Below are 18,669 nucleotides of genomic sequence, written 5' to 3' on the forward strand. Positions count from 1 at the left end.
CCTCATCCCGAACCGTTCCATGAACCCGCGTCGCCTCGCCGTCCTCGCCCTCTCGCTCACGCTGATTTCCGCCCGCGCGGAAGAGGCGGCCAGCTCGTTTCCGGACCTGAAATCCCTGCCGGTGCCGGAGAACCTGACGCCCTTCCCCGGCAAGCTTTCCTACGATCCCGCCCTTACCAAAGTCCTCGATGAAGAGATGACAATGGAGGACGGAGCTCCCGAGTGCCACCGTCTCGTTTCAACCCGGCTCAACCGCGAGAATGAAACCCGCTATATTATCGACTTCGACTCCGGCCCGAGCGCGGACCCGTCCTTCGTCATCATCGATGAAAAGACGGGCGTGATCCTCGGCAGCATCGCGGGCGAGAGCCTCACGGTTCCCGGAAACGGCTTTCTCTATGCCAGCGGCCGCGCCAACCGCCTGCATCAGGAGCAGGCAAAGTATACCATCCGCGCTGGGAAGGTCGTGGAGATCGTGCAGCCCTTCTCCTACGTCGGCCTCAAGTCGAAGGCCAAGGTGCCGCTCAAGCTTCTCGCCAAGAAGGACGGGGGCGAGGTTATCGCCAACATCCCAACGGGCGAGTCACTCGAAGTCGTCCTCCGCGACGGCGAGCACCTGCTCATCAAGACCAACTTCGGCCTGCTCGGCTGGTGGAAGGCGAATACCAGCGTGATGGCCGACAATGCGGAGATCGAAGGGATCTATTTCGCGGGGGATTGAAGATCGCCCCGGGTAAATTCACCGTATGATCTCTGGAATATCTTGATGCCGCAGGAGGCATTGCGCAGTTGGTTGGGGTGAAACTATCGCGCGTGGTCCTTCTCTGCATTCTGATGGGGTGCGCCGGGTTCCTTGCGGGGCGGGGCGGCTTCCGGGTGAAGGACTCTTCAAGCGCAGCCTTTGGCGGTGCCGATCGCTCTGTAGATCAGCGCAATGATCGGAGATTGCGAACGGGGGCAAGAGACCAGATCGGTAGCCTCTCGGAGCAGGAAAGAGCAGGCATCCCTGCCGCGGCAAAGGCGGTGCTTTCCTCGAATTTGGACAGCGTAAGGATCGAGCGCTGGCTCGAGTTCCTCGAGAAAAACATGCCCCAGAATGCCGATGCCATCGCGGAGTTCTTGGAAGCGGAAAAACTGGAGGGCCGCACCTACCCGGTGGGGACCACGATGTTCTGGCAAACATGGGCGAAGGTCGATGCCGAGGGTGCGCTGGCCTATCTCCGCGGGCACGGGGATCAGGGGCAGACTGAAATGTGGAATCTAATGAAGGCTTGGGCCTATTTCGATCCTGCCGAGGCATCCAAGGCTTTTGCCGGCTTGGGCGATTCACCATTGGGCAGATCTGCGCTTATCGGCCTGTCAGACGGTCTCGCCGGGTCGGACCCCACAGCTGCAGTCGATTTCGCCGCTCGATTGCCCGAGGAATTCCAAGGCACTGCGGCTCGCCAAATCGCGGGTTTTGTCGTTCGTGAGTCAGGGATTGGAGAGGCTCAGGCGTGGTTCGATGCTCTGCCGGCCAAGCCGGAGGTTTTCCAGAAGGAAGCGATCGGCCTTCTATTGGAGAGCATGTGCCGCCGTTCCGAAGCGGGAGGTGTCGAGAAATTCGTCACGCAGCGGTTGGACGAATCCTGGTCTTCCAACCCCGCACTGCAGAGCCTCGCCGCGACCATGATCGCCAACAACGGCGGCTCGCCGTGGGAGTATGTGAGCAAGGCGATGGAGAAGTATCCGAACCCTGAAAACCCGCTCGCCCTCGCCAGCAACATGGCCGCGCAAAATCCGGAGTCCGCCCTCGATTGGGTGAATTTGAACCCGGATCATCGGGCAACGGATGCCATCCTCGCCGCGACCGCACGCGTCTACCTGCAACGCGGCAAGTCAGAGGCAGCCTCCGCCTTGCTGGATCGGATCAAAGATCCCGCTCTCCGTGATCAGGCCGAGGCGAAACAGGTGGTGGAGAAGAGGTGATGCTGTGTTCGGCGAACGATCGTCCGTCACAGCTTCTCCGCCACCTCGTGGAGCAGCGCTTCCGTCGTCTCCCAATCGATGCAGGAGTCGGTGATCGACTGGCCGCGGATGAGTTGGTCGAGCGGGCGGGGAAAGGGCTGATTGCCGGCGACGAGGTTGCTTTCGAGCATGGCACCGGTGATTGAGCGATCACCGGCGGCGCGCTGGCGGGCGATTTCGCGGAAGACGTCCGGCATCTTCTTGCAGTCCTTGCCGCAGTTGGCGTGGGAGGCATCGATGATCATGCCGGGCGGCAGCTTCGCGGCGAGCAGCGCTTCGCGTGCGGCGGCAACGCTTTTCTCGTCGTAGTTCGGGCCATGATCGCCACCGCGGAGGATGACGTGACAGTCCGGATTGCCGGTGGTGATGACCGAGGACGCGATGCCTTCCTCTGAGACGCCGAGAAAGGTCTGCGGGAATGAGGCGGCCTTCACCGCATTGATGGCGGCCACGAGGTCGCCGGACGTGGTGTTCTTGAAGCCGACCGGCATCGAGAGGCCGGAGGCCATCTGGCGGTGCGTCTGGCTTTCCGCAGTGCGGGCGCCGATGGCCGACCACGAGATCAGGTCGGCGATGTACTGCGGTGTGATCGGGTCGAGCAACTCGGTGGCGGTCGGCAGGCCGAGGTCGATCACGCTGCGCAGGAAGTGGCGGGCGCGGCGGAGGCCTTCCGGGATGTCATCGGTGCCATCGAGATGGGGGTCCATGATCAGGCCCTTCCAGCCGACGGTGGTGCGGGGCTTTTCGAAATAGACCCGCATCACCAGGTAGAGCTTGTCCCGCAGGCGCTCGGCGAGGGCGGCGAGGCGGTGGGCGTATTCCAGTCCGGCCTCGGTGTCGTGAATCGAGCACGGCCCGACGATCACCAGGAACCGCGAGTCATTTCCTGACAGCAGCGTGCGCAGGTGCATGCGCGACTGGGAGACGAAATCCGCCCGGTGATCGCCGCGCGGGATTTCCGCTTGGAGGCGCGCCGGCGAGGGCAGCGGGATATTGCGGGCGACGTGGAGGTCGGTGACGCGCGAGGACATGTCCGAACGTAGGAGCGTCGCGCCAAGGGTGCCAAGTGCCAATGAGGGCAGAGAAGGGCGCAGCCGGTTCTCTTGCCCCTATTCCTTGTATTCTTCGAACTTCCCGTCGCGGTAGACGAAGAGCTTGTCGCTGAGGCGGTAGGGATCCTCGCCCACCACCTTTTTCACGTCGGCGCGCATCCTCTCAAGACCGTGCTTGTTCTCGCTGCCGGTCACCAACAGCGTGTCCCGGGCCGGGATGGCGACCACGGTTTCGCCCTTCACCTTCGGGGCGCCAGAGGTCCAGACGCGATCGAGCAGCAGCAGGCTGGCTTCAAAGTTGCCATCCGTTGCCAGGAAGAAGTAGCCAGCTGCAAGCTCCTCGGTCTTTACCGGCGGCAAGAGTTTCTCAAGGTTTTCACACGCGAGCTTCCGGAGGTCCTTTTGCTCAATCTTGATCTCGGCCAGGTCCTCGGCGCCGAAGTAGCGGATGCCGCTTTCCGAATCCTCCCCATAGACCACCACCAACTCCTTGTTGAGGTCTTCGAAGACGTTTTCGACAGGCTTTTCGAAGCCTTGCCCGATCAGCGCCTTGCGGGAATCCGCCAGCCAGGCGCGATCTTTCACCACCGGCACGATGCGGGTGCGGTCGATGGGTTTATCGCCGTGCGCCAAGGCCTCGTTGCCGGAGGCGATGAAGGCTTGGACGACCTCTTCCTTTCGCGCCGGATCGGCCTGATAGAGCTTGTAGGTATTGTCGAGGAAGCTGGAGATCTTGCCACGTGCCGGGTTTGAAACCTTCAAGCTGAGGTCGCCGCTGATTTCGACGGTGAGCGAAGGATCCGCCCGGCGCCAGATCTCCGCCACCTCGCGCGTGAAGTCGGCTGGCGAGCTTGCGGCTCCCGGCGCGCCCTTGCCCGCTGGCTTTTCGGAGCAAGCGGAGAGGAGAGACAGGAGCAAGGCTAGGAAAAGGCGTCTCATGAACGAAATCCGCTCACGCCTTCTCCCACGGCCCGGTCACCGCGACGGTCAGGCCGCGGGCTTGGAGGTTCACGAAGAACCACTTGCCGTCCGGCGAGAAGCAGCAGCCGGCGAATTCGCCTTGGGCGCTGGAATTGCGGGCGAGGGTGATGACTTTCCCTTCCGGCGTGACGCAGCGGACGTGCGCGGCGGGGGAGAAGGTCGGGTCGATGAGGTCCTCGCAGATGACGACGCCTCCCCACGGGGCGGGGCAGATGTTGTCGCCATTGGTGAGCAGGTCGCTTTCCTCGGGCTGGAGGAAGAGTTCGAGCGTGTCTTCTTTCGCGGCGTCGCCGGAGGGGTCGAGCTTGAAGAGCTGGCCGCGGCGCTTTGGGCCGCCATCGGTGCAGCAGATGAAAAAGGACTTCCCGACGCGGTGGATGCCCTCGCCGCGGGCGAAGCGGGCGGCACCGGCCTTGTAGCCGCGGACGCGGAGGTCGTCCTTGGGTGATTCGATGTCCTCCAGATCCATCCAGGTCACCTTCATGGCCTCACCGGCGGCGGGCCATCTCGAGGTGGGATCGTAGTTTTGCAGGTCGGCGGAGGGCTTGCCGACGATGACGAGCGCCTGGAGCTTGCCCTTGGTGAGGTCGTTCTTTTTCTCCGGTAGGAAGCGGTAGAGCAGGCCATCGCCGCGGTCCTCGGTCAGGTAGAGGATGCCGGTGTCGGGATCGAGGGCGACGGCCTCGTGGCGGAAGCGGCCGAGCGCCTTGAGCGGGACGGGCTTTTGCAGGCCCTGCTCGGCGGTGGCCTTCACCTCGAAGCACCAGCCGTGGCGCTGGCCCCGGTCGACGGTCAGGTCGGCTGGCTCCTCGCAGGTGATCCACGATCCCCAGGGCATCGCGCCGCCGGCGCAATTCCGGTCGGTGCCGGTCAGGGAGAGGAAATGGGCGATCTTTTCCCCCTTCACCGGGTCGAAGACGAGATTCGAGGTGCCGCCGAACGAGGGCTCCTCGCGGTTGTCGCCGGGGTCGAAGGAGAGGGCCGCGTCAAAATCCTCCGGTAGCTTGGTGTTGTTGGCGAAGGGACCCATGGCGGTCATTTCCAGGCCCAGCTCGTGATTGCAGACGAGCACCAGCTTGCCGTCCGGGCCGGCGAAAGCGGCCATGCCATCGGCCTGCCCGGGGATCTTGAAGCCGTCGTCCATCGGCTCACCGCGGGTCGCCAGGACCCGGTAGGAGAAGCCCTCCGGGAGGTCGAGGATGCCCTTGGGGTCCTTCAGCAGCGGGCCGAAGGGCTCGATGACACGTCCCGAAGGCTCGGCCATGGTGTAGCGCTGGAGGCCGAAAAAGGCGAGGCCGGTGGTGCCGAGAAAGGAGCGGCGGCTGATCATATTGTTTTCCACTCAACGTCCGATCCCCGGCGGGTCAAGCACCCGGGTGCCGTGTGGCGTTTTCGTTCCCGAATGGGCCGGAAAAAATCCCCGGCCGTCCGCGAGATGGAGGTTTGACACGTCCGCAGGCGGCTGGTTGTTTCCTTCAACCTAGCAATTCATTCAAAAAAACGCCCCGCCAATGAGCGAAAACGATATTCCACCGTCGAAGTCCACCTCGTCGATTCCCGCCCCGCGCGGAACGTCTTCGATCCCGGCGCCGAAGCAGACTTCCTCCATCCCACTGAAAAAGGAGACCGTGCGGGTGACCCTCAAGGCTTCTGACGCGCCGCCGGCTGCTCCGGGTGCGCCAGTGGTGGCCGCCACCAAGCCACCGTCGCCGACGGGCATGGGTGCTCCGCCAGCCCCGTCCCTCGCTCCGACCGCTCCGGCTCCGTCCACGGGCGCGCCGAAGGCTCCGGCTCCGGCCCCGACCATCGCTCTCCGCCCCGCTGGCGCCCCGACGGCTCCAGCTCCGGCCCCGACGATCCGCCTGAATACCCCGGGTGCCCCGACCGTTGCCGGCGCTCCGGCCCGCACCGTTCCGCTTGGCGGCCCGGCTGCTGGTGGTGCCACCGTCTCCCTGCCGAAGGCGACCGTGCAGCTTCAGCCGCCGACCCAGCCGCTTGGCACCGCCACCCCGGCCTTCTCCACCTCTCCCACCATCCAGACGGATGACGACGAGGAAAAGGGCGAAGGCATCGCGAACATCCTCTCGATCGTCGGCTTCCTCGCCGCCGCTGCCGTGCTGGTGATCCAGTTCATGACCTTCAAGCTCTGGGGCACCGAAGGCATCGGCCAACTGTTCGAATAATTCCATTTTCCGACCATGATCTATCCCATCATCACTTTCCTGCTTGCTGCAGCGGTCCTCGCGATCGCGTTCATGACCGGCGGCACGCCGACCTGAGCACTTCAGTCCGGCAAGTCCGTTTGATTCTGCAAGGACCGCATGGCCCCCCGGGGCGGTGCGGTCCTTGACTTTTCCGGGGCCCTCTCCACCTTCCGCCCATGGCTCAGCAATTCAACGAAAGCAATTTCCAATCCGAAGTCATCGACTCCGCCCAACCGGTCCTGGTGGACTTCTGGGCTGAATGGTGCGGACCTTGCAAGATGATCGGCCCGGTCATCGACCAGCTCTCCGGCGAACTGGAAGGCCAGGCCAAGGTGGGCAAGGTCAACGTGGACGAAGCCCGCGACCTGGCCGTGAAGTACGGCGTGCGTAGTATCCCGCTGCTGCTTTTCTTCAAGGACGGCGAGGTCAAGGACCAGATCGTCGGCGCCAACGTGACCAAGGACATGCTCAAGCAGAAGCTGCTCGCGCTGGCCTGAGCCGCTTGACTGACTTTTTCGAAAACCGGCCGGGGCGAACCGCTCCGGCCGGTTTTCTTTTTTAACCGGTCGCCACCGGTGCGACACGCCGCTGTCTTGCCAGCGAGGCCGTGGCGGGTCTCAATCCGCGGCGCATGGCCCGTCCCGGATTGATCCTGAAGCTCAGCTGCCCCGACCAACCCGGGATCGTGGCGAAGATCGCCAGCTATGTGGCCGGCCACCGTGGGAACCTGATCGAGTTCGCCCAGTTCACCGACAAGCTGTCGCTGCGTTTCTTCGCGCGGCTGGAGATCGAGACCGGGGAGCTGGATGTGGACCCGGAGGATTTCATCGAGGGCTTCGGCACGCTCGGCCGGTCGATGAAGGCGAAGTGGCACTTCCGCCGCCTGCCCTACAAGATGCGGACCGCGGTGCTCGTTACCAAGACGGATCATTGCCTGAACGAGATCCTGTGGCGCGCCGAGATCGGCGAGATGCCGGTGGAGATCACCAGCATCATTGGCAATCGCGACGCCTGTCGCGGTATCGCCGAGCGGGCAGGCATCCCTTTCCACCTGATCGAGATGGATGGCGAGAAGAGGGCCGCTGGCTTTACCCGCATCCGCGAGATCCTCGCGGAGGAAAGCGTGGAGCTGGCCGTGCTCGCGCGCTTCATGCAGATCCTGCCGGATGACTTCTGCCGGGATTTCGAGGGGCGGCTGATCAATATCCACCACAGTTTCCTGCCGGCCTTCATCGGGGCGAACCCGTACAAGCAGGCCTACGAGCGTGGGGTGAAGTTGATCGGCGCGACTTGTCACTACGTGACGGCCGATCTGGATGCCGGGCCGATCATCGAGCAGGAGGTCGAGCGCGTGCAGCATTTCCACGCGCCGAATGATCTCGTGCGGCTGGGGCGCAACTGCGAGCGGATCGCGTTGGCGAAGGGGATCCGCTATCATGTCCATGACCGGACGATCATTGATGGGCACCGGGCGATTGTGTTTCCGGATTGAGATAGTGTGCTGACTACTTTCCGGTCGACGCTCCCTAGTCCCGCGCTGAAGATGCGTTAGTGCTCTTCCCGATCAGCGATGACGACCGCCACCTGATGCATCCGGCCCGGGTGACCATCGGTCTGGTGGTGGTGAACGTGGTGCTGTTCCTGTGGCAACTGTTGAATCCTGAGTTCACCAACGGCTGGAGCGTCATTCCGTATGAGATCACCCATGGGGTGGATATTAACCAAACGATCGGGATTCAGACTCCGCAGGGAATCCAAGGGCTGACGCTCACCGCAGGTCCCTCGCCAATCTACCTCACGATCTTCTCCGCCATGTTCATGCACGGCGGCTGGATGCACCTCGGCGGCAATCTGCTCTACCTGTGGATCTTCGGCGACAACGTGGAGCACCGCTTCGGCGCGCTGAAGTTCCTCGCCTTCTATCTGGTCAGCGGGATCGTCGCGACCTTCGCACAGATCGCGATGAATCCGGATAGCGTGATTCCAAATCTCGGGGCTTCCGGCGCGATCTCCGGGGTGCTCGGTGCCTACCTCGTGCTATTCCCGCGTAACCGGGTGAATGCGGTGTTCTTCTTCACGATCGTTTCGCTGCCTGCGGTCTTTGTGCTCGGGATGTGGGGGCTGATGCAATTCGTCCAAGGAGCTGGATCGTTTTCCACCATCGGTCATCAAGGTGGTGTCGCCTATGCGGCGCACATCGGCGGCTTCATTGCCGGGGTGGTGATGGGCGTGATTTCCCGGGTGACGATGAAGACCGAGCCGGAGTCGGTGTTCCGCCGGATCTACCAGGAAGATTCGAAGGTGCGGCGGTATTGGTGAAATTGGGGTGACCGGGCAGGTCGGGATGCTACCCATGGAGGAAGCCATCCTATCTCAATCGCCGTGAAACGCATTCTGCTCTCGCTCCTGAGTCTAGCCGCCTTGGTTCAAGCGGATGAGGAAAAGAGGGAAGTCCCTCTCAAAGAATACAATGACTCGAAGGTTTTGGTCGGAAAGCTGGCACTACCGTTTGGAACCATCGTGCGGGTGACTTGCCGGTCCTTTGAGCCGAGTGAGGAGGAGGCCAAGCTCAAGGGCGATCCTTGGGAGCGCCAGGTTGAGATCACCTCGATCCAAGGAAAGCCGATTGATCCCGCCATCCGGATTGAATGGGGAAGTCCCAAGGAACTTCCGAAGCCACCGGTGGGAGAAAGCATTGAAGTGTGGGCTTATGAAACCGGCTCCTTTCGCGGCTTGCCGGACGACTTGGGGAAGTATTCGGACGGGCACCTTCCTCAAGGTCATGGCTTTTGTTTTGTGAACAGGCTGATCGCGATCCGGAAGGTCACTCCCGCGGACAAAGTGAAGTAGAGGGCTACTCCTCAGCTACCTTCAGCGAGGACATCCGTGGCTTGCCTTCAATCAGTACCGGCAGGCGTTCCTCCAGCCATGCCCGGGCGGCCTTGGTCTTCACAGCGCAGGCCCACAGGGTGAGGACATGCCAGCCGAGGGTGCGAAGTTCGGTTTCCACGCGGGCGTCGCGGGCCTTGTTCCCGGCGATCTTGGCGATCCACCAGTCGCGGCGGGTATTCGGCATCTTGAAGTCGGAGCAGTGCTCGTGGCCGTGCCAGAAGCAGCCGTGGACGAAGATGACCACGCGGTGCTTCGGCAGGACGAGGTCGGGCTTGCCGGGCAGACGCTTGTTGTTCGGCCCGGCGACGGTGAAGCGGTAGCCCAGCCGGTGAACCAGCGAGCGCACCAGCAGCTCCGGCTTGGTATTGCTGCCACGGATCCGCGACATCACTTCGGAGCGCTTTTCCGCGGACCAAATATCGGCCATGCGGGCAATAGGGTGGAGACTCGCGCCTAGCGCAAGCGGATAGACGGGAATCGACGAGTGGCTTCGTTTCTCTCAAGATCACTCCACCGCCAACCCAACCCAAGTCGCGCCATGCACCTTCCCAATCGCCGCCGTCTCTTGAAGAACTTCACCCTCGGTGCCGCGGGCCTGTGGGTGCCCGGAGCGCTCGCCGAAGCGTTGACGCTGACGCCGAAGCAGACCGAGGGGCCGTTTTACCCGGTCAATTTGCCGCTGGATACGGACAATGACCTGATCATCCTGAATGACGGGCTGACCCCTGCGCTCGGGAACATCACCCACCTCACCGGCCGGGTGACCGATGCCAAGGGCGAGCCGATCCGCAACGCACTGGTCGAGATCTGGCAGTGCGACCAGAATGGCGTCTATCTGCACAAGGGCAGCGATGGCGGGGACAAGCGCGACAAGAACTTCCAAGGCTTCGGTCGCTTCCTGACCGGCTCCACCGGCGAATACTACTTCCGCACGATCAAGCCGGTGGCCTATCCCGGCCGCACCCCGCACATCCACTTCGCGATCAAGATGAAGGGCCGCGATAAGTGGACCACGCAGTGCTACATCAAGGGCGAGAAGCAGAACGACGGCGACATGGTGCTGCAGGGGATCAAGGACGAGACGCAGCGTGCCTCGGTGATCGTGGATTTCCTGGCGCTGCCCGATGTGAAGACCGGTGAGCTGGCGGCGAAGTTTGACATCGTGATGGGCTACACCCCGGCGGCGTGAAATCTGAACGTAGGCGCGTTCTCACGAACGCGCCTACGGATAGAGATAGAAGGATAACCGCTTACCGCAGCGGCGGTGGACCTGAGTCACCTGCAGTGCCACGCCCGGTATCAAGAATCTTCGCCAGCGCTGCGACGGTGCCACCGATGTCGCTGAGATTCTGTGGCAGGATCATGGTGTTGGTTGTCTTCGCGAGGTTGCCGAACTGGATCACGTACTGTTCCGCGATCCGCAGGTTCACGGCGTCCTTGCCGCCGGGTTGCTGGATGGCTTGGGAGATCCGGACGATTCCTTCAGCAGTGGCGTTGGCGAGCAGCTCGATCTCGCGGGCCTTACCTTCGGCCTCGTTGATTTGGCTAAGCTTCTTCGCTTCGGACTGCTTGATGACCTCCTGCTTGAAGCCTTCGGCCACGTTGATCTGGGACTCGCGCTGGCCTTCCGAGAGCGCGATCTGGGCGCGGCGCTCGCGTTCGGCACGCATCTGCTTTTCCAGCGCGTCCTGCACGGACTGCGGCGGCTTGATGTTCGCGATCTCGTAGCGGGTGATCTTGAGTCCCCATGGCTCGGACGCCTTGTCGAGTGCCTCGATCACCGCGGCATTGATCGTGTCCCGCTCCTCGAAGGTCTTGTCGAGTTCCAGCTTGCCGATCTCCGAACGCAGCGTTGTCTGCGCGAGCTGGCTGGCAGCGTAGTAGTAGTTCTCGATGCCGTAGGACGCGAGCTTGGGATCGAGCACCTGCATGTAGAGCAGGCCATCGATCTCGATGGCGATGTTGTCCTTGGTGATACAAAACTGCGGCGGCACATCCATGGCCACTTCCTTCAGCGAGTGCTTGTAGGCGACGCGGTCAAGGATCGGCACCGTGATGTGAAAGCCGGCCTCGAGCGTCTTGTGATACTTGCCGAGACGCTCGACCACAAACGCCTGCCGCTGTGGGACGACGCGCGCGGTTTTCAACAACGCGACCACGATCAGGACGACCAGGCCGACGATGAAAATCATGCCGAAGTTGCTGCCGTCTGCGGCGAGCACATTGAATGCGAGCGGTGTATTCATGGTTGGGTGGGGAAAGTCAGAGTGGCGTTAGTGCCGGGGGCGGACGTGAAAGGTGAGACCTTCGCGGCGCTCGATGATGACGGTTTCGCCGGCGGCGACCGGGGCCTCGCAGCGCGCTTTCCAGTTCGCGCCCTTGATTTCGACAAGGCCGTCTTGGCCGCGGCCGGGCAGGGCGTTGATCACGCGGGCCTCGCGGCCGGTGAAATCGTCATCGACCGAACCTCCGGAGTTCGCCGAGTGACCGACGAACCACTTCTTCACGTAGCGGCGCAGGCCGAAGAGCAGGACCACCGAGCTGACGGCGAACGTCGCGGCCTGCGAACCGAGGCCGGTCGTCAATCCGAACCGCGTCGTGACCGAAGTGATGATCGCGCCGATGCCGAAGAACACGATGATCACGCCCGGCGCGAAAAATTCCGCGAGGATCAAAACGACACCGGCGACTAGCCAGAGGATTTCCGAGTCAGGGGGCATGCGTGTATGGCAGGGTTTCGAGAGTTTTCTAACACGGGCGGACGCCCCGCCGAATTATAATCTCGTCCGAAAGCTATAGGCTTAGGCCCGAAAACATGGCGCAGAATGGCTTCTTGGCGAGACCGGGTTCTTCTCCCACGCTCCGCCCGTGACCACTTGGCAAACCGCCTGTTCCATCATCGAAAGCTGCCTCGCGCGCGGCGTCCGCGAATTCGTCGTCTGCGCCGGAGCGCGAAATGCCTCGCTGGTGGAAGTCCTGGCCCGGGCTGAGGCCGCGGGCTTGGCGCGAGTTTGGCGGCATTTTGAGGAGAGGAGTGCCGGCTTTTTCGCGCTGGGCCGCACCATGGCGACCGGCGAGGCGTGCGCGGTGGTCACCACCAGCGGCACGGCGGTGGCGGAATTGCTGCCCGCGGTGATTGAGGCTTTTTATCAAGGGCGGCCATTGCTCGCGCTGACGGCGGATCGGCCGGAGCGCTTTAGGGGCACCGGGGCACCGCAGGCGATTTCCCAGCCGGGGATCTTTGGAGAGCACGCTGGCAGCGGCGATGTCGCGGAGTGGAATCATCGTGGGCCTTGGCATTGGAACGTGGAGCTGGAGGAAGACTTCCAGCCCGGCGAATGGACCCCGGCTGAAGTGCCTGAGAATTTCCGGGCACCCTTGCCGAATTACTCGGTGGCGGTGTTGGCTCGCTGGCTCAGGGAGGATCTGTATCGCGGGCTTGTCGTGATGATCGGCGATCTGGAGCCGGAGGATCATGAAACGGTCTTTCACTTCTGCCTCGATCTCGGTGTGCCGGTGGCAGCGGAGGCGACGAGTGGCATGCGCGAGGCGCTGGGTGCGCTCGTCTTGCCGGACTCTGACCGTATGTTGAAAGAGCATCCACCGGGGAAAGTCCTGCGTCTCGGCGGCGTGCCGAGCGGTCGCTTCTGGCGCGATTTGGAAGACCTGCCGGAGACCGAAGTGTGGAATATCACTCGGACCGGCTTTCCCGGCTTGGCACGAAATTGCGATACGATCACTTCACCCGTGGGGCGTGTGATCAAGGGGCTAGGCGATGTGGAGAATGCCGGCGATGCGCTCGACTACTTCCGTCGTACTTCGCGTCGTGCCGACGAGATCGATAATTTCCTGGAAGCCTATCCCGAGAGCGAGCCGGGCTTGTTGCGCGTGCTTTCATCATATGCCTCGACGGGTTCGTCGCTGTATCTCGGCAATAGCCTGCCGATCCGCGAGTGGAACCTCTTCGCCCAACGCGACAAGCCGGTGACGGACGTTCGCGCGAATCGCGGGGCGAATGGCATCGATGGCCAGCTTTCGACGTGGCTTGGCTGGACCGCCGATGTGGAGGACTCGTGGTGCCTCGTCGGTGATCTCACTGCTCTCTACGATCTCGCCGCTCCGGCATGGCTCGGGCAGATCGAAACGAAGGGCCGCGTCTTCGTGGTGGTGAACAATGGCGGTGGTCAGATCTTTTCCCGCCTGCCGCGTCTGGAAGCGATGAGCGAGCGGGCGAAGGACCTGATGCTGAATCCACACGATGTCCGCCTCGACGGGTGGGCGGCGATGTGGGGGATGCGCTATTTGAAAATCACGAACGAGGATGGCTTCGATGAACTGGAGCCGGGCGAGGTGCCGCTTCTCGTGGAGGTGATCCCGGATGCCGAGGAGACGAAAGCGTTTTGGAAGGCTTGGGATGCCTTGAAGTGAGGCTACATCACCTCGCTCACGAAGAGCGATGGTTCGTCGAGCGAGTCGCCCATGCGCAGGCCGAGCAGCCGCTGATAGAGGGCACTGGCTGGAGTGAGCAGCGTGATTTCGCGGCCTTCCCATTCGAGCGAGACCCCACCCGCGGCGGGGACGAGTAGGAACCACTGGTTCTCGCCATCCAAATCGACTTCGACCAGGGCACCGGCATCAATGGCATCATCGGTGCCGAATTCCGGCAGCCGCAGCGAGTCGAAGGAGGCCACGTCGCGCGCGAGATCTTCGACCTGCTTGGCCTGACCGGCAGCGAGGTAGGAGGCTTCCAAACTACGGGTGTCGTACTTGCTCTCCGCCTTGCTGCCGGGATCGGTCGCCGCGGCATGGCTGTCGCGGGCCGCTTGGCTCAAGCGGTCGAATTGGGCGCGGAGTTCGGCGCGGACGGCGTCGAGGAGTTGCTCTTTCATCGGGCGGGCGTGCAGCCTTGCGCGTCGGGGCGACCGAGGCAAGATCGGGAGCATGTTGACCGTGTATGCCTACCAGGGCTGCGATACCTGCCGGAAGGCGCTGAAGTGGCTGAAGGCGCAGGGAATTTCCCACGAGGTGAAGGCGATCCGCGAGACGCCGCCGTCTCCCGCCGAGTTGAAGACCGCCGTGAAGGCACTGGGCGGCGAGCTGCGGCCGCTGTTCAATACGGCAGGTGGCGACTACCGCGAGCTGAACCTGAAGGACAAGCTGCCCTCCATGAGCGAGGCGGAGGCGGTCGCGCTGCTGTCCAAGAATGGCAATCTTGTGAAACGCCCGTTCGTGCTCGGTGACGGCGTCGTGCTGATCGGTTTCAAGGAGGACGAATGGCGGCAGACGCTGGCTTGACCCTTTCGCTGCACTGGCGTTAGGGTCTAAGGATGGAAAACCCTCTGTCAGACGTGCTGCGGCACAAGGGGAGCCATGTCAGCCGGGTGGCTCCCGAATCCACCGTCCAGGACGCGGTGCGGCAAATGAACCGCGAGCGGGTTGGCGCCTTGCTCGTGATGTGCGGCGATACGATCGTCGGGATCTTCACGGAGCGCGATCTGCTTCGCCGCGTGGTCGCCGAAGATCGCAGTCCCGCCGCCACGCAGGTGGGCGATGTGATGACGACCGAAGTCGTCGTGGTGAAGCCTACCCGAACCGTGGGAGAAGCGATGCAAGTCGTGACCGAAAAGCGGGTTCGCCACCTGCCCGTGGTGGAGGACGGCTGCTTGCTCGGCATCATTTCCAGCGGTGACCTGACGCGCTGGACCGTGGCCGAGAAGGAGGGCCTGATTCACTCGCTGATGGACTACATCCAAGGGACGTATCCCGCGTGAAGGGAATGACTCAGGGATCGACCCTGGCGTCCTTCTTATCGCTCAGTGGATTTCCCCGGACTGTGCGGTCATCGGGAAAGGCCACGCGATCAGGGCCAGCGGTGAAGTAATCGCTGCTGACCCATTGGGCGCCGCTGGCGAAGGCCTTGTCGCGCATCTTGTCGTCCGGCTTGTTCACGTTGGAGCGGGTGCGAACGAGGAAGCCGGCTTTGACGAGGCGCTGGATGTCATCGAACTCGCGGACCGGATCGTTGCACTTGAACCATGCCGCGCATGGGTCCTCCGGCTTCGGCGCGCTGACGAACATCACGCGGCCTTCGAGGGAAGGATTGCCTTCCAAGTAGCGGCTGCGGATGGCGTCGGTGTTATCGAGGCAGAAGAGGAACTTGCCGCGCAGGGTGTCCACGTCGGGCCAGCCTTTTTGGACCACGGCCTCACGCAGGGTAGGGGAGTTGCCGCGCACGTCATCCGGCCGCAGGATCCGGTTGGCGGGGATCACGGAGAGGATCTCCTTTTCCAAGGCGAGCAAGCGGTCGCGAGTGAAGGTCTCCGGCTTGGTCGGCAGCGGCGGTTCGGGCTGGTCCTTGCACTCCATCAGGATCATCACCGGGAGGTGGCGCGGATGCTTGTCGGACCATGCGAGCATTTCCGTGAGGCCGCCGGTGAGGAGCGGGCTATTGCTCCAGCAGTCGACGTCCTGCACGTGCAGGACCTTGATGCCGGGCTTCTTGAGGAGGCCGTCGGGATCGTGAGGGGGAAGCTTGGTGCCCTTCAGACCGGCGAGCTTCAGGCCGAGGGGATTCGCGAAGAGGCCGCCCTTTTCGTCCGAGAAGATATCGAGCTCGAATTGCCGGACGCCGAGGTCGAGTTGGGCGGAAAGTGCCGGGTGGGAATAGTTCCACTCGTTGGCGTCCTTGTTGAAGGCCTTCAGGGTGTCGAGGAGCTCCTTGGGCGGCGCGAGGTGATAGGAATTGTGGCTGCCGAGGGCTTGGATCTCGTTCAGCCGGGGGCCGGCGATGGCCAGGGTCGGGAGGAGGCAAGTCAGCAGGGCAACGCGCATGAGCCTTCGGTTAGCGGGGACGGTGATGAGTCGCGAGGCGAAAGCAGTGACGGATTTGCGGGGAGGTAAAATTTTGCATGCAAAAGATGGGCGATGGCTTGCCGTATTGGGGCGCTTGGTCATGCTGATTCCCATGAAACCCACCTTCCCGTTGCTGGCTGTCACCTTGCTTGCCCTTGCCGGGCGGTTGGCGGGAGCGTCGCCGTTCTTCGACCCCGGGGTGCCGATTTACGCGACGCCGGTCGATGCCGGAGCGTCGGGGAGCATCGCGCGCGGTCTGCTGATCCGGACCGGTGGCGATGGCTGGCTGGTATTCGACCAAGACCTGCTGCGGCCCGCCTTGTGGTTCCAAGCTCCGGGAGGAAAGCCGCCGGTTTCGCTGGCGATGATGTCATCGGCCTCATGGGAAAAGGCGACGCAGAAGGGCGGGGTGAAGCAGCCAGTGCCTGCGGCGGCGGGGCTGGCGCTATCGCCCGCATTGCCGGGTGTGGGGGCGGCTCCCGATGACTTGCTGAAGGATCCGCGGCCGGTCTTTGGCAACGATGCGGGACGTGGTGGGCTGGAGAGCAGCGGCCGGCATTTCCTCGGCTATCACCTGGCGGGTGATGCGGGAGTGCTTTCCTACCAGTGTGGCGAAACGGTGGTCCGCGAATGTTACGAGGGAGATCGTAGCAACCTGAGCCGGCACCTCGCGGCCGCAGGCGGAGGGGAATTGCTTTTCCTGGTGGCGGCGGGGAATTTCGAGATCAAAGGCAGTACCGCCACTTCGCCCGTGCTACAGGTTTCCACGAATCATCCCGGTCTGAAATTGGAGGCGCGCGATGGGCATCTCTTCGCGCGTCTGGCGGCGTCGAAGCAGGAGCGGCGCGTTACGCTGAACTACGGTGCGGATCGTACGAGCGCGACCGTGAAGACTCCGGCGACCCCGGTCGCCTATCCGCCGCGCTGGAAGCAGGGGATCGACACGCGCATCGATGAAGCCACGCGCTCTGGCCCGGGTTGGGTGCTGGACAAGATCGGCCTGCCGGAAAGCAACCCGTGGAAGCGGCGCGTGCGCCCGGCGGATGTTCTCTTCCTGTCGCCGGAGAAAGCCGCGGTGGTCACCTTCGAGGGTGATGTGTGGCGACTCGATCTCGCGAGCGGGCGGGTCCGCTGGACACGCATCGCGGCCGGCCTGTGCGAGCCGCTGTCGATCGAGCAGGTGAAGGGCGTGCTTCAGGTCCATACCCGCAATGGCCTGATCCGCTTGCAGGACCTCAACAACGACGGCGAGACCGATTTCTACGAGAACCATAGTAGCTTGCTTATCCAGACTGCCGGGCTACGCGGCTATCCACTCGACATGGAGGTGGATGACGAGGGGAACACCTGGGCATCCACCGGTGGCATCGTCACCGACGACAAATCCCTGACAAACAAGCCGTCGCCGAACCCGCATGCCGGGGCGATCGTGAAGATCTCGGCCGATGGCAAGAGCGTGGAGGTATTCGGCAAGCACGCCCGCGAGCCGTTCTTCGGTCGCGACCCGCAGACCGGGCACATCGTGATGTCCGAACAGCAGGGGCACTGGGAACCCTCGTCCGGCAGCTTTCCAGTGACGGCCGGCGCGACGTTCGGCTTCGGGTATGCGAGCGAGTCGGACATGGTGCCACCGGCCGTATATATTCCGCATGAGGAGGACACCTCGTCATCATCGCCCTTGTGGGTGCATGGCAGCGCCTTCAAGTCGTGGGAAGGTGGCATTCTCCAGCTTTCGTATGGCACCGGCCGCCTGTTCCTCGTGCGTCATGGCGAAGGTTGGCCGGCGAAGGAGGGCGCGGTGATCCCGCTGGGGATCGAGACCGGCATTCCCATGCTGCACGCACGTGTCCATCCGGCGGATGGATCGATCTGGCTCGCTGGCTTTCGCGTCTATGATTCGGGCGCGCCGGATCTTGAGGCCCTTGCTCGCTTGCGCCCCGCGAAGGAACCGCTCGCCACACCGGTCGATGCCCGCGTGGTGAAGGAAGGCGTGGTGCTTTCCTTCGATGCTCCGCTTGATCCATCCTCCGTGAAACCCGAGGTGGTGCAGGCGAAGGAGTGGCAGTACCTGCGCAGCAGCAACTACGGCTCGCCCCGCCTGAAGCGCGATGGCAAGCAAGGCTCCGATCCCGTCGCGACCGGCGGCACCTTCCTCTCCAAGGATGGCAAGAGTGTCTTCATTCACATCCCGGACCTGAAGCCGACGATGCAGCTCGAAGTTTCCCACCGCTTCTGCGTAAAGGGCGGCAAGGACCAGGTGCGGTCGGTATTCTTCACGGTGTCTGCTCCTCCTGCCGCGACATGGGCTGCGCTGGGCTTCGATGCACCGAAGCTCGATGCCTCCGCCGCGAGCGTCCATGCCAGCCCGACGGCGAACGCCACGCCCACCGCGGAACTCGGCAAGGAACTGGCCACCCGCTACGGCTGCATCGCCTGCCACTCGCTTGATGGCACGAAGGAAGGCCACAGCGGTCCGACATGGAAGGGCCTCTACGGCTCCGAGCGCCGCTTCACGAAAGGCGAGCCCCGCAAGGCCGACGATGCCTACCTGCTGGAGTCGATGCTGGATCCCGGCAAGGCCATCGTCGAAGGCTACTCGCTCGGGATGGGCAGCTATGCCGGCGTGCTCAGCGACTCCGAGCAGCAGAGCATCGTGCTCTTCATCAAGTCGCTGAAGTGAT

At 63.2% G+C, this 18,669-nt stretch carries 20 protein-coding genes; 12 read left to right on the plus strand and 8 right to left on the minus strand.

The window, feature by feature from the left end:
• The first annotated feature begins 19 nt into the window (after positions 1 to 19).
• The gene (locus WKV53_RS12060; protein ID WP_341404846.1) at positions 20 to 721 is read left to right on the plus strand and encodes a hypothetical protein; all 702 of its coding nucleotides are present in this window, start codon (positions 20 to 22) and stop codon (positions 719 to 721) included.
• Between the two features lie 365 nt (positions 722 to 1,086).
• Positions 1,087 to 1,968 (plus strand): hypothetical protein, encoded by an 882-nt coding sequence (locus WKV53_RS12065; RefSeq protein ID WP_341404847.1) that lies wholly within the window; start codon positions 1,087 to 1,089, stop codon positions 1,966 to 1,968.
• A gap of 26 nt (positions 1,969 to 1,994) precedes the next feature.
• Here WKV53_RS12065 and WKV53_RS12070 read toward each other — a convergent pair whose 3' ends face one another.
• From WKV53_RS12070 to WKV53_RS12080, 3 genes are all read right to left on the minus strand, one after another.
• Positions 1,995 to 3,038: a 3-deoxy-7-phosphoheptulonate synthase gene (locus tag WKV53_RS12070; RefSeq protein ID WP_341404848.1), complete on the minus strand. Its 1,044-nt coding sequence runs from the start codon at positions 3,036 to 3,038 to the stop codon at positions 1,995 to 1,997.
• Between the two features lie 78 nt (positions 3,039 to 3,116).
• The gene (locus tag WKV53_RS12075; RefSeq protein WP_341404849.1) at positions 3,117 to 3,998 is read right to left on the minus strand and encodes a DUF1444 family protein; all 882 of its coding nucleotides are present in this window, start codon (positions 3,996 to 3,998) and stop codon (positions 3,117 to 3,119) included.
• A gap of 13 nt (positions 3,999 to 4,011) precedes the next feature.
• Positions 4,012 to 5,370 carry an alkaline phosphatase PhoX gene (locus tag WKV53_RS12080; RefSeq protein ID WP_341404850.1) on the minus strand — a complete coding sequence of 453 codons (1,359 nt, stop codon included), beginning with the start codon at positions 5,368 to 5,370 and terminating at the stop codon, positions 4,012 to 4,014.
• A 181-nt stretch (positions 5,371 to 5,551) separates the two neighbouring features.
• Here WKV53_RS12080 and WKV53_RS12085 point away from each other — a divergent pair, with 181 nt between their 5' ends.
• The 5 genes from WKV53_RS12085 (at position 5,552) to WKV53_RS12105 (ending at position 9,094) form a co-directional block, all read left to right on the plus strand.
• Complete coding sequence (locus WKV53_RS12085) at positions 5,552 to 6,223, plus strand: hypothetical protein (RefSeq protein WP_341404851.1); 672 nt, start codon at positions 5,552 to 5,554, stop codon at positions 6,221 to 6,223.
• A gap of 197 nt (positions 6,224 to 6,420) precedes the next feature.
• The gene (gene trxA / locus WKV53_RS12090) at positions 6,421 to 6,741 is read left to right on the plus strand and encodes a thioredoxin (protein WP_341404852.1); all 321 of its coding nucleotides are present in this window, start codon (positions 6,421 to 6,423) and stop codon (positions 6,739 to 6,741) included.
• 134 nt (positions 6,742 to 6,875) lie between these two features.
• Positions 6,876 to 7,736 carry a formyltetrahydrofolate deformylase gene (purU, locus tag WKV53_RS12095; protein WP_341404853.1) on the plus strand — a complete coding sequence of 287 codons (861 nt, stop codon included), beginning with the start codon at positions 6,876 to 6,878 and terminating at the stop codon, positions 7,734 to 7,736.
• 59 nt (positions 7,737 to 7,795) lie between these two features.
• Positions 7,796 to 8,563, plus strand: a complete 768-nt coding sequence (locus WKV53_RS12100) for a rhomboid family intramembrane serine protease (RefSeq protein ID WP_341404854.1) — start codon at positions 7,796 to 7,798, stop codon at positions 8,561 to 8,563.
• 63 nt (positions 8,564 to 8,626) lie between these two features.
• Complete coding sequence (locus WKV53_RS12105; RefSeq protein ID WP_341404855.1) at positions 8,627 to 9,094, plus strand: hypothetical protein; 468 nt, start codon at positions 8,627 to 8,629, stop codon at positions 9,092 to 9,094.
• A 4-nt stretch (positions 9,095 to 9,098) separates the two neighbouring features.
• On the opposite strand, the gene WKV53_RS12110 is transcribed toward WKV53_RS12105, so the two are convergent.
• A complete protein-coding gene (locus WKV53_RS12110) occupies positions 9,099 to 9,563 on the minus strand; it encodes a very short patch repair endonuclease (RefSeq protein WP_341404856.1) in 465 nt (154 codons plus the stop codon).
• Between the two features lie 111 nt (positions 9,564 to 9,674).
• Between WKV53_RS12110 and WKV53_RS12115 the strand changes: the two genes are divergently transcribed.
• Complete coding sequence (locus tag WKV53_RS12115; protein WP_341404857.1) at positions 9,675 to 10,325, plus strand: dioxygenase family protein; 651 nt, start codon at positions 9,675 to 9,677, stop codon at positions 10,323 to 10,325.
• 61 nt (positions 10,326 to 10,386) lie between these two features.
• On the opposite strand, the gene WKV53_RS12120 is transcribed toward WKV53_RS12115, so the two are convergent.
• Both WKV53_RS12120 and WKV53_RS12125 read right to left on the minus strand, forming a co-directional pair.
• Positions 10,387 to 11,328: an SPFH domain-containing protein gene (locus WKV53_RS12120; protein WP_345789658.1), complete on the minus strand. Its 942-nt coding sequence runs from the start codon at positions 11,326 to 11,328 to the stop codon at positions 10,387 to 10,389.
• A gap of 81 nt (positions 11,329 to 11,409) precedes the next feature.
• The gene (locus WKV53_RS12125) at positions 11,410 to 11,856 is read right to left on the minus strand and encodes an NfeD family protein (RefSeq protein ID WP_341404859.1); all 447 of its coding nucleotides are present in this window, start codon (positions 11,854 to 11,856) and stop codon (positions 11,410 to 11,412) included.
• Positions 11,857 to 12,004: 148 nt separating this feature from the next.
• Here WKV53_RS12125 and WKV53_RS12130 point away from each other — a divergent pair, with 148 nt between their 5' ends.
• Positions 12,005 to 13,564 (plus strand): thiamine pyrophosphate-binding protein, encoded by a 1,560-nt coding sequence (locus tag WKV53_RS12130; protein ID WP_341404860.1) that lies wholly within the window; start codon positions 12,005 to 12,007, stop codon positions 13,562 to 13,564.
• 2 nt (positions 13,565 to 13,566) lie between these two features.
• On the opposite strand, the gene WKV53_RS12135 is transcribed toward WKV53_RS12130, so the two are convergent.
• A complete protein-coding gene (locus tag WKV53_RS12135) occupies positions 13,567 to 14,025 on the minus strand; it encodes a hypothetical protein (RefSeq protein WP_341404861.1) in 459 nt (152 codons plus the stop codon).
• A 52-nt stretch (positions 14,026 to 14,077) separates the two neighbouring features.
• On the opposite strand from WKV53_RS12135, the gene WKV53_RS12140 reads away from it, so the two are divergent.
• Positions 14,078 to 14,431 (plus strand): arsenate reductase family protein, encoded by a 354-nt coding sequence (locus tag WKV53_RS12140; protein ID WP_341404862.1) that lies wholly within the window; start codon positions 14,078 to 14,080, stop codon positions 14,429 to 14,431.
• 32 nt (positions 14,432 to 14,463) lie between these two features.
• A complete protein-coding gene (locus WKV53_RS12145) occupies positions 14,464 to 14,907 on the plus strand; it encodes a CBS domain-containing protein (RefSeq protein ID WP_341404863.1) in 444 nt (147 codons plus the stop codon).
• Positions 14,908 to 14,917: 10 nt separating this feature from the next.
• Here the strand turns inward: WKV53_RS12145 and WKV53_RS12150 are convergent, their stop codons facing one another.
• Positions 14,918 to 15,967: a Ca2+-dependent phosphoinositide-specific phospholipase C gene (locus tag WKV53_RS12150; protein ID WP_341404864.1), complete on the minus strand. Its 1,050-nt coding sequence runs from the start codon at positions 15,965 to 15,967 to the stop codon at positions 14,918 to 14,920.
• A gap of 133 nt (positions 15,968 to 16,100) precedes the next feature.
• On the opposite strand from WKV53_RS12150, the gene WKV53_RS12155 reads away from it, so the two are divergent.
• The gene (locus WKV53_RS12155; RefSeq protein WP_341404865.1) at positions 16,101 to 18,668 is read left to right on the plus strand and encodes a c-type cytochrome; all 2,568 of its coding nucleotides are present in this window, start codon (positions 16,101 to 16,103) and stop codon (positions 18,666 to 18,668) included.
• The last annotated feature ends 1 nt before the right edge of the window (position 18,669 follow it).

Source organism: Luteolibacter sp. Y139, from assembly GCF_038066715.1.
Lineage (GTDB): Bacteria > Verrucomicrobiota > Verrucomicrobiia > Verrucomicrobiales > Akkermansiaceae > Haloferula > Haloferula soli.

Excerpts from the sequence above, each read along its gene's own strand:
- WKV53_RS12060 (WP_341404846.1), top strand. The coding sequence starts at position 20 with ATGAACCCGCGTCGCCTCGCCGTCCTCGCCCTCTCGCTCACGCTGATT.
- WKV53_RS12065 (WP_341404847.1), top strand. The coding sequence starts at position 1,087 with ATGCCCCAGAATGCCGATGCCATCGCGGAGTTCTTGGAAGCGGAAAAA.
- WKV53_RS12070 (WP_341404848.1), bottom strand. The coding sequence starts at position 3,038 with ATGTCCTCGCGCGTCACCGACCTCCACGTCGCCCGCAATATCCCGCTG.
- WKV53_RS12075 (WP_341404849.1), bottom strand. The coding sequence starts at position 3,998 with ATGAGACGCCTTTTCCTAGCCTTGCTCCTGTCTCTCCTCTCCGCTTGC.
- WKV53_RS12080 (WP_341404850.1), bottom strand. The coding sequence starts at position 5,370 with ATGATCAGCCGCCGCTCCTTTCTCGGCACCACCGGCCTCGCCTTTTTC.
- WKV53_RS12085 (WP_341404851.1), top strand. The coding sequence starts at position 5,552 with ATGAGCGAAAACGATATTCCACCGTCGAAGTCCACCTCGTCGATTCCC.
- trxA (WP_341404852.1), top strand. The coding sequence starts at position 6,421 with ATGGCTCAGCAATTCAACGAAAGCAATTTCCAATCCGAAGTCATCGAC.
- purU (WP_341404853.1), top strand. The coding sequence starts at position 6,876 with ATGGCCCGTCCCGGATTGATCCTGAAGCTCAGCTGCCCCGACCAACCC.
- WKV53_RS12110 (WP_341404856.1), bottom strand. The coding sequence starts at position 9,563 with ATGGCCGATATTTGGTCCGCGGAAAAGCGCTCCGAAGTGATGTCGCGG.
- WKV53_RS12115 (WP_341404857.1), top strand. The coding sequence starts at position 9,675 with ATGCACCTTCCCAATCGCCGCCGTCTCTTGAAGAACTTCACCCTCGGT.
- WKV53_RS12120 (WP_345789658.1), bottom strand. The coding sequence starts at position 11,328 with ATGATTTTCATCGTCGGCCTGGTCGTCCTGATCGTGGTCGCGTTGTTG.
- WKV53_RS12125 (WP_341404859.1), bottom strand. The coding sequence starts at position 11,856 with ATGCCCCCTGACTCGGAAATCCTCTGGCTAGTCGCCGGTGTCGTTTTG.
- WKV53_RS12135 (WP_341404861.1), bottom strand. The coding sequence starts at position 14,025 with ATGAAAGAGCAACTCCTCGACGCCGTCCGCGCCGAACTCCGCGCCCAA.
- WKV53_RS12140 (WP_341404862.1), top strand. The coding sequence starts at position 14,078 with ATGTTGACCGTGTATGCCTACCAGGGCTGCGATACCTGCCGGAAGGCG.
- WKV53_RS12145 (WP_341404863.1), top strand. The coding sequence starts at position 14,464 with ATGGAAAACCCTCTGTCAGACGTGCTGCGGCACAAGGGGAGCCATGTC.
- WKV53_RS12150 (WP_341404864.1), bottom strand. The coding sequence starts at position 15,967 with ATGCGCGTTGCCCTGCTGACTTGCCTCCTCCCGACCCTGGCCATCGCC.
- WKV53_RS12155 (WP_341404865.1), top strand. The coding sequence starts at position 16,101 with ATGAAACCCACCTTCCCGTTGCTGGCTGTCACCTTGCTTGCCCTTGCC.